Below are 13706 nucleotides of genomic sequence, written 5' to 3'. Positions count from 1 at the left end.
GTCCATGTATTCAGAAACTACCGGAAACAATCCATTGAGGGCAAAAACTGAATTTGCCCTGGACGATATAACCGGCCGATGGAAAAGCCGGGAAGGTGCGCCGGATATCCGGATATACAGAAACAGTGAAAGGAAAAATGGCTGCTTCTTTATAGAGTTTGCCTTTAAAGCCGGAGAAATGTTCCTGTGTCCAGTCAAAAAATACCAGGGTATCCGGTATGTCAACCTTTACGGAGTGATGAGCCTGTCCTACAATACTGACAATGACGTACTGCAACTTTCCGCTTACGGAAAATATTACAGGGTTGAGGATTAGTATCCTGCAGGAACTAATCCCGGTCCTTTCAACCCAAAGTATCATTAAATAAAAAGCAAGAATATGAAACGAATCTTTATAATTGCTTGCATAGCACTGATTGGCTTTTCCTTTCAGTCCAAAGCACAATGGGCGGTAATCGACCCGTCCAATCTGGTACAGAATATCCAGCAGGTGGTCAAATCTTCGTCCACCCTGACGAATATGGTAAAGAATGTACAGGAAACTGTCAAGATTTACGAGCAGGGTAAAGAATACTACGACAAACTTAAATCAGTAAACAACCTGATTAAAGATGCCCGCAAGGTGAAGCTTACCATTGAAATGATTAGCGAAATCAGCGATATCTATATCACGGGTTTTAATAAGATGGTTGCCGACCCCAATTTTACGGTGGACGAGCTGGCGGCTATTTCATTAGGATATGCCCGTCTGATGGAAGAAGGGGGTGCACTGGTTACGGAACTGAAAAACATCGTAACCAGTAGTAACGGACTTTCCATGACGGACAAGGAGCGTATGGAAGTGATTGACCAGATTTATAACCGGATGCTCGGATACCGTAATCTGACTAGGTATTACACGCAGAAAAGCATTTCCGTTTCGTTTATCCGCGCCAAAGCAAAAGCCGATACGGACAGAGTGCTGGCGCTTTATGGCAGTCCTTCGGTGAGATACTGGTAACAGGTAATATTCGTGAGTTATGGATTTTGATAACCTGCACCAGGTTCTAAGGAACCTCTACGAAGATATGATACCTCTCTGCGGCGACATGATTGGCGTGGCAAAAGGATTGGCCGGCCTGGGAGCTTTGTTTTATGTGGCATACCGGGTTTGGCAGGCACTGGCAAGGGCTGAACCTATTGATGTATTTCCCTTGCTCCGACCGTTTGCCATCGGGCTGTGCATCCTCTTTTTTCCAACCATTGTACTGGGGACTATCAATGCAGTAATGAGCCCGATTGTCAGGGGTACGCATAGTATTTTGGAAACCCAGACCTTCGATATGGAAGCCTACCAGCTACAAAAAGAAGAACTGGAATACGAAGCGCGTGTGCGGGAAGGGAAAGCATGGCTGGTGGACGATGAAGCCTACGACCAGAAACTGAAAGACCTCGGAATCTGGGACACCCCTGAAATCATCGGGATGTGGAGCGAGAGGTTTTCGTACGACATTAAAATGTGGTTCCGTCAGGTGGTAAGAGATTTACTGGAGTTGCTGTTCAACGCTGCGGCATTGATAATTGACACTTTACGGACTTTCTTTTTGGTGGTGTTATCCATTTTGGGGCCTGTTGCGTTTGCCTTTTCCGTTTACGACGGATTTCAGGCAACCCTTACCCAGTGGCTTGCCCGCTACATCAGCGTTTACCTGTGGCTACCGGTTTCCGACCTTTTTTCTGCGGTGCTGGCACGCATTCAGGTACTGATGCTGGAAGCGGATATCAAGCTACTGGAAGACCCCAATTATATTCCTGACGGTTCCAACGGGATTTACATTGTATTTATGCTCATCGGCATTATCGGATATTTTACGGTTCCGACTGTGGCCAACTGGATTATCCAGTCGGGCGGAATGGGCAGTGCCAACCATGCTATTAACAAAACTGCAGGGAAAGCCGGAAGTTATGCTGCAGGTATGGCCGGGGGCGCTGCCGGGAACATAGGCGGTCGCCTTGTCGGGCGATAATCATAACAATCAAAAAAAAACAAAAGAATTATGGAGTTTAAAAGTTTGAAAAATATAGAAACATCATTCCGTCAAATCCGGTTTTTCGCCCTGGTATTTCTTTGTCTTTGTGCCGGGATAACCGTTTATTCGGTATGGAATGCTTTCAGTTATGCAGAGGCGCAGCGGCAGAAAATATATGTACTCGACCAGGGAAAATCGCTTATGCTGGCGCTTTCCCAGGACATGAACCAGAACCGGCCGGTGGAGGCGCGTGACCATGTGACCCGCTTTCATGAGCTGTTCTTTACTCTTTCGCCCGACCGTGAGGCTATTGAAACTAATATCACCCGCGCACTCTTCCTTGCCGACAAAAGTGCTTATAACTATTATCAGGACATGCAGGAAAAAGGGTACTTCAACCGGGTGGTCGCAGGGAATATCCAGCAGGTAATACAGGTGGACAGCGTGTCGTGCAACTTCGCAAGTTACCCCTACACGGCTGTTACCTACGCCCGGCAAAGAATTATCCGGTCGAGCAATGTAACTGAACGCTCTCTTGTTACCCGCTGCGACCTGATTAACTCGGTCAGGAGCGATAATAACCCTCACGGGTTTACCATTGAAAAATTCGAAATCCTTGAAAACAAAGACATCCGGGTTTTGGACCGGTAAAGTATTATGGCAAAAAACAGAAAAAGAATCACTGTCATTGGAGGACAGTTGGAAAAACGTCTCCGGCTGTGGTGCGGGAGGATTCCCCCCGGTAAAAGGATTACCGTAATACTTACCCTTCTTTTCCTTTTTGCAGGGCTATCGCTTTACATCACATTTTCGTCCCTGTTCAATTTAGGACATGATGAAAAAGAGAAGCTGAACTTCAAGCATATCGAAGGCCTGCAACTGGAATTAAGGGACAGGCGGAACAATATGGATAGTATAAAAACATCAAATGAAATTTATAATGAAAGAAAAAGAGAATAACAACGGGGAAAAGCTTGTGGCGAAAGAAAAAAAGTCGCTTTCGCCCCAGCAGTTACAAAAAAGGAAGAAAATGGTGATTTTTCCACTTTTCTTCCTGCTGTTTGCTGTCAGTATGTGGTTTATTTTTGCGCCTTCAGGCGAAAAAAGCGAAGAAACCGGCGATACCTTTAACACCAACCTGCCCACACCAAAGAAAAGTGGAATTGTAGCCGACAAACAGGATGCTTACCGACAGGATGCTATGAGAGAAAAGGAGCAGGAAAAAATGCGCTCCCTGCAGGATTTTGCTTTTATGTTAGGTGATGAAACGCCGGAAGAAAAAGTATCATCAGGGATAACAGAACTTGATGAAGTCCCTGAACCTGCTGGAAACAGGGTCAAATCTTCACGTATTAAAAACAGTTCAGGAAACAGCCGGACCAGCGCGTTCCGCTCATCAGCCGGTCAGTACCAGGACATCAACCGGCAATTGGGGAGTTTCTATAAAGAGCCTGGATCCGAAGCAAACGGTCAGGAACAGTCTGAGTTGGAAGAACGCATCGGGGAACTGGAGCGACAGCTTCAGGAGAAAAACGAAGCGGAGCAGCAACTTGCCCTGGTTGAAAAATCCTATGAGATTGCTGCCAGGTACATGCCTGCGGATAAAGCTAAGTCGGAAACGGCAGTTGCACCTGTACAAAATGCTTCGGAAACAGAAAAGGAAACCGTTTCTCTACCTGTATCACAAGTGTCCGGCAATGTGGTTTCGCTTCTCGCTGCTCCCGTACCTGATTCTGTATTTATGAGAGAATATGCAAAACCCCGCAACCTGGGTTTTCATACGGTTGCCGGGGCGGAGACAGAATCGACAAAGAACACTATTAGTGCCTGCGTTGATAAAACGGTAACTATTACCAACGGTCAGGAAGTTCAGGTACGCATCCTGGAGCCAATACATGCCGGAAAAATACTGGTCCCGGAAAATACGCTTGTGTCCGGTTCTGCCCGGATTTCAGGAGAACGGATGAACATCTCGATAAGCAATATCCAGTTTGCCGGGAACATCATTCCGGTTAAAATGGAGGTTTTCGATATGGATGGTAATCCGGGAATTTCGGTGCCGGGTTCCGAAGAACTCAATGCAGTAAAGGAAGTAGCTGCCAATATGGGCACATCAATGGGAAGCAGTATTACCATTACCGACGATGCCGGTTCGCAACTGCTGGCAGATTTGGGACGGAGTGTTGTTCAGGGGGCTTCACAATATGCAGGTAAAAAGATGCGGGCAGTGAGGGTTACCCTAAAAGCCGGGCACCGGGTATTGCTGCTCCCATCCGTGCAGTAAACAAGATTTTTCACCACTAAAATATCCAAAACAAACAAGTTCAATTAAAACAATCAGAGTATGAAGAAAATTATTTTGATGATTGCTTTTACAGCAATGCTATTTGCGGCTAACGCACAGGAAAAACCCACAACCGGGGATTATTACAACGGATTGACACGTCCGCTGACTTTCGACCGGATGATTCCGCCTTACGCGCTGGAAGTAACCTTTAACAAAACAGTACATATTATTTTTCCATCAGCTATCCGGTATGTGGATTTAGGCTCGTCGGATTTGCTGGCTGCCAAAGCCGACGGAGCAGAAAACGTGCTGCGCGTAAAAGCTGCGGTACGCGACTTTTCAAGAGAAAGTAACCTCGCCGTGATTACCGAAGACGGTGCGTATTACACGTTCAACGTAAAATATGCCGATGAACCGGGTAAGCTTTCCGTGGAAATGGCCGATTTTATCCACGATGGTGAAGCCGTGAACCGGCCCAATAACTCGCTGGATATTTACCTGAAGGAACTGGGGCAGGAATCGCCACTGCTGGTCAGGCTGATTATGAAATCGGTTTACAAAAACGATAAACGGGAAATCAAACACATCGGTTCCAAACGTTTTGGGATACAATACACACTCAAAGGATTGTATGCCCACAATGGGTTATTATACTTCCATACACAACTGAAGAACGCTTCATATGTGCCTTTTTCAGTGGATTACATCACGTTTAAAATCGTGGATAAAAAGGTAGCCAAGCGCACCGCTATTCAGGAGCAGGTCATATATCCCCTCCGCGCTTACAACAATGTTCAGGAAGTTGGAGGTAAAACCACTGAACGCATGGTTTTTACGCTTCCCAAATTTACCATCCCTGATGATAAACATCTTTTGGTGGAGTTGCACGAAAAGCAGGGTGGTCGGCACCAGTCGTTTTTTGTGGAGAATGCAGATTTGGTTCGTGCTAAAGTGATTAACGAATTGAAAGTGAAATAATGAGAACGGCAGTAATTTTCATAGCAGTAGCGTTGTGCTTTGTCCTCGCTGACAAGGCACACGCCCAGCGTGTCCTGCCGGGGATGCAGGGTTTGCAAATAACCGGAGGAATGGTTGATGGAATCTGGTCAAAAGATAACCGGAATGAATCAGGGTATTACTTTGGTACAGCGATGGCAACCTACGATAAAAACGCCAACAAATGGGTTTTTGGGGCGGAGTATCTAAGACGGGATTACGCTTATGAAAGCGGCAGTATTCCGGTGGAGCAGTTTACCGGAGAAGGTGGGTTTTACTACAATTTTCTGTCAAGCCGGGGAAAAGCGGTTTTCTTCTTTATTGGTGCATCGGCGTTAGCCGGATATGAAACCGCAAACCATGGAGAAAAACTACTCTATGACGGGGCCACCCTTCAAAATGATGACGGATTCGTTTATGGCGGCGCGATTACGCTGGAAATGGAGAGCTACATCACCGACCGGGTTGTATTGTTGCTTAGGGCCCGCGAGAGGGCAATGTTTGGTTCTTCCATCAGCCGTTTTCGGTTTCAGGCAGGGGCAGGTATTAAAATAATGATTAAATAAAACGAGAATCAAATGAGAAAGATTTTAAAAATTGCTTTATGCACGTTATCGCTAATTGCAATAACAGGTGCCTGCAGCGATGATATTGATATCAAACAGGATTATGAATTTGAGGTTAATCACCTTCCTGTACAGAAAAGTATAAAAAAGGGTGAAACTGCTGAAATCCGGTTAGAACTGGTTAGGTCAGGTCGTTGGGAAGGCGCTGAATATTACATGCGGTATTTCCAGCCTGACGGAACGGGTGAGTTGAAAACGGAAGATGATTTGATATTCAAGCCGAATGACCTGTACGAAATTTCAAAGGAAACATTCAGGCTGTATTATACTTCGCAGTCTGAAGACCAGCAGGTTATTGACTTGTATTTCCTTGATAATGTTGGTAATATGGTCACCCTGACTTTTAGTTTTAACAATGAACCAGATGAAGGCGAACAGTAAATCTTCTATTAAGTGTAAGCACCCGGCGGTTGCCGGGTGTTTAATTTTTTAATGTCAATGAATCATCTTACAACTACTATCAAAATTGTGAAAGTTTTGTAGTTATGTTGCTAACCCGATATAGTTTGAGAGGAATTAACAGTTTTATCAGGCAAAATTATTCCAACAAATCCTTATACAGTTATTATGTCTTTAGAAAATCCGATTAATGGTTATGGCGGCTATAATGCCATTGAAATTGACAAGGGTGTTTTGCTGTTTTCAAGAACAAGTGAAGGCTTTAAGCTCTTTCACGATTATATGGGTTTATTTATGGATAATCTTTATAACCCGTTGTGCAACAACACCTATTTTAATCTTCATTATATCGAGTCGGGTGCCCCTGAGTTACGGGAGAAATGTGATATTGCCCTGAAGTATCCCAAAAAACATTTGCCACTGAAAATCCCTGTTAAAGACGAATGTTTTACCGACACAAATGTTTTGTCTGATAGTTTAACTGTGAAGAAAAATGGATGGGAGCCCACCCCTGAACAGATACAGAAAATAACAGATTATGTAGTTGGGGTTCATATACCAGTCAGGGGCGATACCTTTAATATAAGTACCTTGCAGGAGATAGCCGGAGGTGAATCCTACAACAGCCTTTTACTTGACGGTAGCATGGCGGACTTTAAATACGAAAAGGTGTTTGTTGAGCTGGCCGGAAAAATGGAAAAATGTTCTGACAGCATAAAAAAACAAACTCTTGTTCAGGTAATGAAAGATATGGCCTCAGAAATATTAAAACGCGATTATCCTAATATTCGTAAAGAATCTCAACCCAGCTTTAATAATGAAAGGCATATTGCCCGGATACCACTGCAAAAGAAAAAAGGACGTCAGCTGTAAATGGCACCAGTAAAACCACTGGCAGCTTTATAATGAAAGCCTATAACGCTTATCAAGCGTATTTATTTTCAGAATTTCTGTTGAACGGAGAGGTGATTCGGATTACTGGTAATTCAATCACCTCTTTTTATTTCAGCAGGAGAGTGCCACTCTTTCGGGTAGTTTCCCATTTTATGGATAGGTGAAAGATAGTTCACATTTTCCTCTGAAGAAGGTTTATGTCTCACCGATAATACCAGTGATGTCGATGGTAAACAAAAAGTAAAAAACAGAAGATACAATTTGTTTATTTTTTAATTTTAAACTCAAAACAATAACTAGTAGTTCTAGAACCGAAAAATTCTAAATATAAAAAAGAAGAGCCTTTAATAAAAATTACATACCGTTTTATAAAAAGGCTTTTCCTTATATTATATTCATTAGTTAGCTGCAAGGTTAATAAACCAATCTGAGAAAAAATCTAATTGATTAATGAAAAATATGAGCAATGGGAAAAACTATTAATAAAAGAAAAACACAATATTCTTACATCTATTTATTGATTGGATTTATTTTCCTTTTCTTTTTTAACGGCAGATGGATTTTACCGATTGCGGCTTTTATAGCACCTATATTTCTAATTCGTTTTTTACGGTTTCAAAAACCATTTAAAGGATTTCTGATAATTGTTCTTGTTGGTTGGGTGTCAAACATTTTTGTTTGGAAAGGGATGATGCCCATGTCAGGGTTTTTCTACTACCTGGTTTCTTTTATGATGAGTGTATTTACTTCGCTGGCATTTTTGTTAGACCGAATTTACATTCAAAAATTTAAGGGAATCGTTTCGTCACTCATATTTCCTTCTGTTTATGTGATAATGGATTACATTACCATATTAACCAATCCTTCAGGTTCATACGGAACTTTGGTTCATACTCAATCATCATTACCTTTACTACAGCTTGTTCCGATAACTGGGATTTGGGGAGTAACATTCCTGATTCTGTGGACTGCATCATTAGTAAATTGGCTTTGGGACAATTATTTTGAGAAAAGAAAAGTTTATTCAGCATTTTGGTGGTTTGGTATTCCTATTCTCTCTATAATTATTTGGGGACAATTCAGACTAATGCATACCATTGATTCTCCAACAGTAAGAATTGCTTTAATAAACAGCACTAAAGCAGAGTACGAACATCGCATGAAAGTAAATTTTGATACTTTGGTTGAACAAGCAAATCAAGGATTCTTAAAGAATTGCGAAATAGCTGCTTCGTCAGGAGCTAAAATTATTTTTGGACGAGAAACTATCATCAGTATGCCCAACGATAAAGAAAATGACTTCATCGAAAAAGCCAAAACGATTGCAATTCGTGATAGTGTTTACATTGGAATTCCCATCAACTTAATACCAGATAAGAACTCCAATAAAAACCCTGAAAACAAAATAACTTGGATTTCTCCGAAAGGAGAAACGCTGTTTACATATCATAAAGCAAAACCTACTTATCCGGGAGAGTGTGACTATGGAGATGGAATTATAAAATATTTTGATTCTCCATATGGAAGAATTGGTTCAGCTATTTGCTTCGATATGGATTTTCCTTTTTTGATAAATCAAACTGGTAAAATGAATATTGACATTATGTTAGTGCCAGGCAGTGACTGGGATGAGATTTCTCCTTATCATACCTATGTTGCATCAGTAAGGGGGATTGAAAATGGTTTTAACTTGGTTAGGTCAACATTCAAAGGATTTTCTGCTTCCTTTAATTATAAAGGACAACTTTTATCGTCCAATGACTTTTTTAAGACCGATGAAGTAATTTTATATTCAGATGTGCCTGTAAAAGGACAAAAAACGATTTATTCATTATTAGGAGATTATTTTGCGTGGCTCTGTATTATATTCTTTCTTTCAATGAGTTTTGTTTACGTTAAAAATAAGTGGATTAATATAAAAAAGAGATGAAAACCCTGCTGCTAACACTAACACTGTTTATAAAACATGGCAGGGCTGGTACGTTTCATACACTCACGTTATGGGCAAAAAATGACACTATAAGCATGAAAAAGTATATTTTAATATTGTTTTTGTCTCTTACATGGTTTACAAATAATCCACTTTATAGTTGCACTGTTTTTATGGGAACAAGAGACAGTTTGACTCTTGTTGGCAGTAACGAAGATTATAAAAAAAGTAATTCACAAATTTTTATTGTTCCTGCAAATAATGGAAAATATGGTTATGCTTTGTTCGGATACAACGGTTCTGAACAGTCGGGTGTTAACGAGAAGGGCTTATTTTGGGATGGGTTAAGGGCATATCCATATGTTGCAACTGATAATTCCTGTAAAAAAACCGATATTGGCGGAAATGTACTGTGCAAAATACTTGAAGATTGTGCTACGGTTGATGAAGTAATACAACTTTTCGAAGAATACTTTTGGGAAGGATTTCGACTTTCACAACTAATGGTTGTGGACAAAACCGGTGAAAGTGCTATAATTACCTGCAATAAAAATGGGCTGACAATTACAAAAAGAGAAAAAACTTACCAGGTTTGCTCAAATTTCAGAATTTCATGCAACGAAGATATCAAAAAAGCGCATTGGTACAGTATCGGGTTTGGAAGATTCAATAAAGCAAAAAAACAACTACAAAACCTGGACTTAACAGAAAATAACTTTCTTTCCATTCTAAAAGTAACCCGACAAAATAATGTTTTTGCTAAAACCATATATTCCACTGTTTTTAATTTGAATACAAGCGATATTCTTTTATCTGTTAACGGAAACTTTTCCCAACTTGCAAAAATCAACTTGCTCGAAGAATTGAAAAAAGGCAGGCACTCCTATTATTTATCAGATTTGGTTAAGCTTACAGACAGAGACAAAAGGCAGGTAGAAATTTTAGATGATGACTTCCTGACGAATTCTAATAAAATACTTTTAGACAAAGATTGGCAACAAATAACAAAAAAACGTAAGGCGAAATTCTATAGGACTATAGAGAAAGAATCAGGACATTACATTATGAGAGATTTCTACATAGGCGGCACTTTGCAAGGAATAACACATTATTCGAGCTTAAATCCTGAAATTATTGACGGTGAATATTTTGAACATTATGCAAATGGTAAAATTAAAACAGCCGGACACTTTAAGCATCGACTGAAAGATGGCGAATGGAAGTATTGGTCGAAAGATGGGGTACTGGAAAAGACAATAATTTATTCACACGGAATTAGACAATGAACGACCGCCTAATCGAGTAGAGGGCGGAGATACGAATGGATTTCGTATCTTGTTCTACTCGATTAGCGTTATTAAGACCAAAATATTATGACAAGAAAATTAATAACACTAAAATCTGTCATTCTAATAATCCTCTTTTCAATGAATGGATGTGCCGATTCAGAGACTATAACTGGATACTGGACAGGAGTTATAGAAATGAACAATAAAAAAGTGGATTTAGTACTTAATCTAAGTTCAGAAAGACAAACATTTTCGAGTTATGATTTAATGCTGATAAATCAACCGATAAGTGATTTGAAAATAACTAACACTAATATCAGTTTTTCACTATTGCTCGATATTGAATTATATTTTAAAGGAGAACTGAACAACAATCAAATAAATGGGACCGTTGAAATGCAAAACGGACCGCCAAATATGAATATGACTTTTAATTTAACAAAACAACCCAAAACTCCGGATAAGCCATATTCAGTTGAAAATCTGACAATAAAAAGCAAGGATGTTGTTCTGGTAGCTGATTATTACAAACAGAAAGCCAACGGGAAATTCCCTGCAATAGTTTTATTACACGGGTCGTCAACAAATCTGAAAAGTGATTACTTATATGATGCTGACTATTTTGCCAAACAAGGATTTGAGGTTTTAATATTTGATAAACGTGGAAACGGAGAATCAACGGGTGAATATTTTACTTCAAATTATGAGGATATAATTGAAGATGCTATTGCTTGTTTGGAAATTCTATACAAAAGAGAAAGTGTTGACAAAATGAAAATAGGACTTTGGGGGTATAGCCAAGGGGCAATGCTTTTACCAAGAATTGCATCGAAATCAAATATTCCCAAGTTTCTTATTGCTAAATCGCCTGAAGTAATCAATGTAACAGAAGCCGCAGCATATTCTGATAGTTCAAGAGTAGTTAATTCTGGAAACTCAAATTCCAATGGGCATATTGCTGCAAATAGCCATAGAGAAGTTGAAAAATTGATTAACAATGGAGCAAATTATAAGGAAGTTGAGAACTTTATTCAACAAAACGCTCTAAAATACAGTTTTATGAATCAGACTGGATTATATAGCGGTTTAAACATTAACAAGAATGAATTTGATGGTTTCTACTGGAAAGGCAGAACTGAAAACTTTTATTCTTTCTGGAAAGAAATAAGAATACCAACTTTAGTATTATTAGGCGGAAGAGATGATTTGGTCAACACAGAAAAAAATAAATTGCTACTAAATAATTTGAACAATGAATATCTTGAAATTGTGGATTTTCCTTTAGCAAATCACCATTTGAAAAAGACATTTAATCCGACAATGGATAGTGAATTTGATTTTCCACGACTAATTGAGGGATATACCGAAAATGTTGAAGAATGGATTGAAAAAGAAATAACGAAACGCTAACAACGAACTGAGCTTAAAAACAAGTAGAAGCTATTATGTATTCGACAAAAAAAGGGCTACAAAAGCCCTTCATCGGCGAAGCTCATGTAACCTTCGCCGGTTATAATCAGGTGGTCTAAGAGCAACAGCCCAACGGCTTTGCAGCCTTCTTTCAATTTTTGAGTAATCGTTATATCCGCCTGGCTGGGTTTCCGGCTGCCACTTGGGTGATTGTGAGAAAGCATCACCGAGGAACAGTTCGCTTTCAAGGCTGTTTGCAGGATAATCCGTATATCAACTACAGTACCATCCAGTCCGCCTTTGCTGATACAGCTTATTCCAATTACCCGATTGGCACGGTTCAGGAACAATACGTTCACTTCCTCGTGGTGTTCCATACAATCTTTATGCGCTTCGGCAAATATCTGCGAAGCATCTTCCGAACATTTAACAACAAATCGTTCTGAAGCTTTTACATTGTCTTTATACGACACTGTAATTTCAGGAATGGAGAAATAATTAACTTTCAGAATGCAAAAATTTTAATGGTTCAACACTAATTTTTTGCTTTCACCATTACAGGTAATCAGTGACTTCGCGCAAGGTTTTTGCAAAGAATACTACCTGCAAGTGTGGAGATTGTTTGTAAAACCAGCAGGGCATTGACCTTGCAGCTTGTCGGTGATTTACCTGTATTTTTGCCCGAAAATTAGAGGGGAGAAACCGTCATTAAAGGGCTTTTTGTTACTTTTTCTCCCGCTCAGGTGACCGGCTCATGGAAAAAGTAACGGGCGTAAAAAACCGCCCGTCTGTTTACTTTGGTTGTTTTATTTTCTCAAGTTGGAATAACATGTGCCTGTAGTTTTCTCCAATCGTTTGTCCCGATGGCATTTTGTACGGACTGTCTTTGCAAAGTTTACATTGCTCAATTGCCTTGTCCAAATCCGTTACTTCAATGCTTGCTCCTGTAATATCGGTTATTGTCGTTTTCATTGTCCCAACAATTTTTCAGATACAAACCACTTATCAGAATAGTTGTTGCCCAGTAAGGTAAACACGCCACTAAAATTGCTGTTATCAGCAAATTGTTTGGCTTCCAGTATGGAATCAAATTCGCCTAACTTTCGAAACCCGATAAAGAGTTTATACATTTCATTCCTCTTAGCCAGCCATTTATCGCGACGGCTCCGGCACTCTTCCAAAGTCGGGGCCATTGTTGAAAACAGTTCCCCGTCTGAGTGCCGATAATCATATTGGTAAAATGTTTGGTTTGGGCGGTGTGCAGGATGGAGCGTTGTGTAGTTTTCTGTCCCTTGTTCGCATACCGAACACCCGCTGTTATTGATTGAATTATCCGTTTTCATGATTTTAATTTTAGATTAGTTCTTCAATTGTTTTTACCGGGGTATTTTCAACCAGCCACTTTTTAAGGTAACTCATGTCCCCGGTAGTAATAATGGCACACACTTCGTTTATTTGTGTAAAGCGCGAAGATTCGTAGTTGTCAACCCATTCTTTTCAGGTTGACCCTTTGCCATTTGGTGTAGTCCCTGACAAAATCCCGGTCTATTTCCCGGATGGTTTTCGAAAAAGTTACCCTGATAGTTTGGTATTTGTCGTCTATAATTTCCAGATATTGTAGTGAGCCAAACCCATCTGACAGACGGGCAAACGACCAATTGTATTCAAATTGTTCATTACCCCAAACGTGCGGTTCATCGAAACGTACTTTAACATGCGCTGCGTGTTGGTCTTTTGTAATTTCCTCAATCACTCCGGCAACCATCAAGCCAGTAAACATACACTTGCAACGTTTTCCTATTATGCTGTTATTTACTTCTGTCGGTTTAATCTTTATATCTTCTCGTTGTTTCAAGGGAAATTTCC

18 protein-coding genes and 1 pseudogene are annotated in these 13706 nt (G+C 40.2%); 14 read left to right on the top strand and 5 right to left on the bottom strand.

From position 1 onward, the window contains the following. The first annotated feature begins 4 nt into the window (after positions 1-4). The 14 genes and pseudogenes from GM418_RS22865 (at position 5) to GM418_RS22805 (ending at position 11840) form a co-directional block, all read left to right on the top strand. Positions 5-316, top strand: coding sequence for a DUF3876 domain-containing protein (locus GM418_RS22865; RefSeq protein ID WP_158869526.1), 312 nt, complete (start codon positions 5-7; stop codon positions 314-316). Between the two features lie 63 nt (positions 317-379). Beyond that, a pseudogene (locus GM418_RS32130) lies at positions 380-520 on the top strand (DUF4141 domain-containing protein); the annotation flags it as partial. Then, on the top strand, positions 521-1000 hold the full coding sequence (locus GM418_RS22860; RefSeq protein ID WP_425482393.1) for a hypothetical protein: 480 nt from the start codon (positions 521-523) through the stop codon (positions 998-1000). It abuts the pseudogene before it with no gap. Positions 1001-1019: 19 nt separating this feature from the next. Then, entirely contained in the window at positions 1020-2006 is a 987-nt protein-coding gene (gene traJ, locus GM418_RS22855) for a conjugative transposon protein TraJ (RefSeq protein ID WP_158869524.1), read from the top strand. Between the two features lie 30 nt (positions 2007-2036). After that, positions 2037-2660 (top strand): conjugative transposon protein TraK, encoded by a 624-nt coding sequence (traK, locus tag GM418_RS22850; protein WP_158869523.1) that lies wholly within the window; start codon positions 2037-2039, stop codon positions 2658-2660. A gap of 6 nt (positions 2661-2666) precedes the next feature. Next, the gene (locus GM418_RS22845) at positions 2667-2969 is read left to right on the top strand and encodes a TraL conjugative transposon family protein (protein ID WP_158869522.1); all 303 of its coding nucleotides are present in this window, start codon (positions 2667-2669) and stop codon (positions 2967-2969) included. Continuing rightward, on the top strand, positions 2938-4293 hold the full coding sequence (gene traM / locus GM418_RS22840; RefSeq protein WP_217447570.1) for a conjugative transposon protein TraM: 1356 nt from the start codon (positions 2938-2940) through the stop codon (positions 4291-4293). The genes GM418_RS22845 and traM overlap by 32 nt, the downstream gene beginning before the upstream one ends. 60 nt (positions 4294-4353) lie before the next feature. Continuing rightward, complete coding sequence (gene traN, locus GM418_RS22835; protein ID WP_158869521.1) at positions 4354-5274, top strand: conjugative transposon protein TraN; 921 nt, start codon at positions 4354-4356, stop codon at positions 5272-5274. Next, entirely contained in the window at positions 5274-5858 is a 585-nt protein-coding gene (locus GM418_RS22830; protein WP_158869520.1) for a conjugal transfer protein TraO, read from the top strand. Before traN ends, GM418_RS22830 begins: the two co-directional genes overlap by 1 nt. A 12-nt stretch (positions 5859-5870) precedes the next feature. Continuing rightward, positions 5871-6299 (top strand): DUF3872 domain-containing protein, encoded by a 429-nt coding sequence (locus tag GM418_RS22825; protein ID WP_158869519.1) that lies wholly within the window; start codon positions 5871-5873, stop codon positions 6297-6299. A gap of 186 nt (positions 6300-6485) precedes the next feature. Further along, positions 6486-7190: a DUF6047 family protein gene (locus GM418_RS22820; protein WP_158869518.1), complete on the top strand. Its 705-nt coding sequence runs from the start codon at positions 6486-6488 to the stop codon at positions 7188-7190. A gap of 487 nt (positions 7191-7677) precedes the next feature. After that, positions 7678-9141, top strand: coding sequence for a nitrilase-related carbon-nitrogen hydrolase (locus tag GM418_RS22815; RefSeq protein ID WP_158869517.1), 1464 nt, complete (start codon positions 7678-7680; stop codon positions 9139-9141). Next, positions 9138-10427 carry a carcinine hydrolase/isopenicillin-N N-acyltransferase family protein gene (locus tag GM418_RS22810; RefSeq protein ID WP_158869516.1) on the top strand — a complete coding sequence of 430 codons (1290 nt, stop codon included), beginning with the start codon at positions 9138-9140 and terminating at the stop codon, positions 10425-10427. Before GM418_RS22815 ends, GM418_RS22810 begins: the two co-directional genes overlap by 4 nt. Before the next feature lie 87 nt (positions 10428-10514). After that, positions 10515-11840 carry an alpha/beta hydrolase gene (locus GM418_RS22805; RefSeq protein WP_158869515.1) on the top strand — a complete coding sequence of 442 codons (1326 nt, stop codon included), beginning with the start codon at positions 10515-10517 and terminating at the stop codon, positions 11838-11840. Positions 11841-11896: 56 nt separating this feature from the next. Here the strand turns inward: GM418_RS22805 and GM418_RS22800 are convergent, their stop codons facing one another. The 5 genes from GM418_RS22800 to GM418_RS31515 all read right to left on the bottom strand — a co-directional run bounded on the left by GM418_RS22800 (position 11897) and on the right by GM418_RS31515 (position 13695). Next, complete coding sequence (locus tag GM418_RS22800) at positions 11897-12313, bottom strand: JAB domain-containing protein (protein WP_246222765.1); 417 nt, start codon at positions 12311-12313, stop codon at positions 11897-11899. A 319-nt stretch (positions 12314-12632) separates the two neighbouring features. Continuing rightward, on the bottom strand, positions 12633-12812 hold the full coding sequence (locus GM418_RS22795) for an NADH-quinone oxidoreductase subunit F (protein ID WP_158869514.1): 180 nt from the start codon (positions 12810-12812) through the stop codon (positions 12633-12635). After that, positions 12809-13183 (bottom strand): DUF3873 family protein, encoded by a 375-nt coding sequence (locus GM418_RS22790; RefSeq protein ID WP_158869513.1) that lies wholly within the window; start codon positions 13181-13183, stop codon positions 12809-12811. Before GM418_RS22790 ends, GM418_RS22795 begins: the two co-directional genes overlap by 4 nt. 10 nt (positions 13184-13193) lie before the next feature. Continuing rightward, complete coding sequence (locus GM418_RS32125) at positions 13194-13286, bottom strand: hypothetical protein (RefSeq protein WP_425482346.1); 93 nt, start codon at positions 13284-13286, stop codon at positions 13194-13196. Positions 13287-13323: 37 nt separating this feature from the next. Next, a complete protein-coding gene (locus GM418_RS31515; protein WP_425482345.1) occupies positions 13324-13695 on the bottom strand; it encodes a DUF7258 domain-containing protein in 372 nt (123 codons plus the stop codon). Positions 13696-13706: the final 11 nt, after the last annotated feature.

Origin of the sequence: Maribellus comscasis, assembly GCF_009762775.1 — a bacterium.
Taxonomy (GTDB): Bacteria; Bacteroidota; Bacteroidia; order Bacteroidales; family Prolixibacteraceae; genus Draconibacterium; species Draconibacterium comscasis.
This window is presented reverse-complemented; position numbering and strand designations above follow the sequence as displayed.

Excerpts from the sequence above, each read along its gene's own strand:
- GM418_RS22865 (WP_158869526.1), top strand. The coding sequence starts at position 5 with ATGTATTCAGAAACTACCGGAAACAATCCATTGAGGGCAAAAACTGAA.
- GM418_RS22860 (WP_425482393.1), top strand. The coding sequence starts at position 521 with ATGGTAAAGAATGTACAGGAAACTGTCAAGATTTACGAGCAGGGTAAA.
- traJ (WP_158869524.1), top strand. The coding sequence starts at position 1,020 with ATGGATTTTGATAACCTGCACCAGGTTCTAAGGAACCTCTACGAAGAT.
- traK (WP_158869523.1), top strand. The coding sequence starts at position 2,037 with ATGGAGTTTAAAAGTTTGAAAAATATAGAAACATCATTCCGTCAAATC.
- GM418_RS22845 (WP_158869522.1), top strand. The coding sequence starts at position 2,667 with ATGGCAAAAAACAGAAAAAGAATCACTGTCATTGGAGGACAGTTGGAA.
- traM (WP_217447570.1), top strand. The coding sequence starts at position 2,938 with ATGAAATTTATAATGAAAGAAAAAGAGAATAACAACGGGGAAAAGCTT.
- traN (WP_158869521.1), top strand. The coding sequence starts at position 4,354 with ATGAAGAAAATTATTTTGATGATTGCTTTTACAGCAATGCTATTTGCG.
- GM418_RS22830 (WP_158869520.1), top strand. The coding sequence starts at position 5,274 with ATGAGAACGGCAGTAATTTTCATAGCAGTAGCGTTGTGCTTTGTCCTC.
- GM418_RS22825 (WP_158869519.1), top strand. The coding sequence starts at position 5,871 with ATGAGAAAGATTTTAAAAATTGCTTTATGCACGTTATCGCTAATTGCA.
- GM418_RS22820 (WP_158869518.1), top strand. The coding sequence starts at position 6,486 with ATGTCTTTAGAAAATCCGATTAATGGTTATGGCGGCTATAATGCCATT.
- GM418_RS22815 (WP_158869517.1), top strand. The coding sequence starts at position 7,678 with ATGGGAAAAACTATTAATAAAAGAAAAACACAATATTCTTACATCTAT.
- GM418_RS22810 (WP_158869516.1), top strand. The coding sequence starts at position 9,138 with ATGAAAACCCTGCTGCTAACACTAACACTGTTTATAAAACATGGCAGG.
- GM418_RS22805 (WP_158869515.1), top strand. The coding sequence starts at position 10,515 with ATGACAAGAAAATTAATAACACTAAAATCTGTCATTCTAATAATCCTC.
- GM418_RS22795 (WP_158869514.1), bottom strand. The coding sequence starts at position 12,812 with ATGAAAACGACAATAACCGATATTACAGGAGCAAGCATTGAAGTAACG.
- GM418_RS22790 (WP_158869513.1), bottom strand. The coding sequence starts at position 13,183 with ATGAAAACGGATAATTCAATCAATAACAGCGGGTGTTCGGTATGCGAA.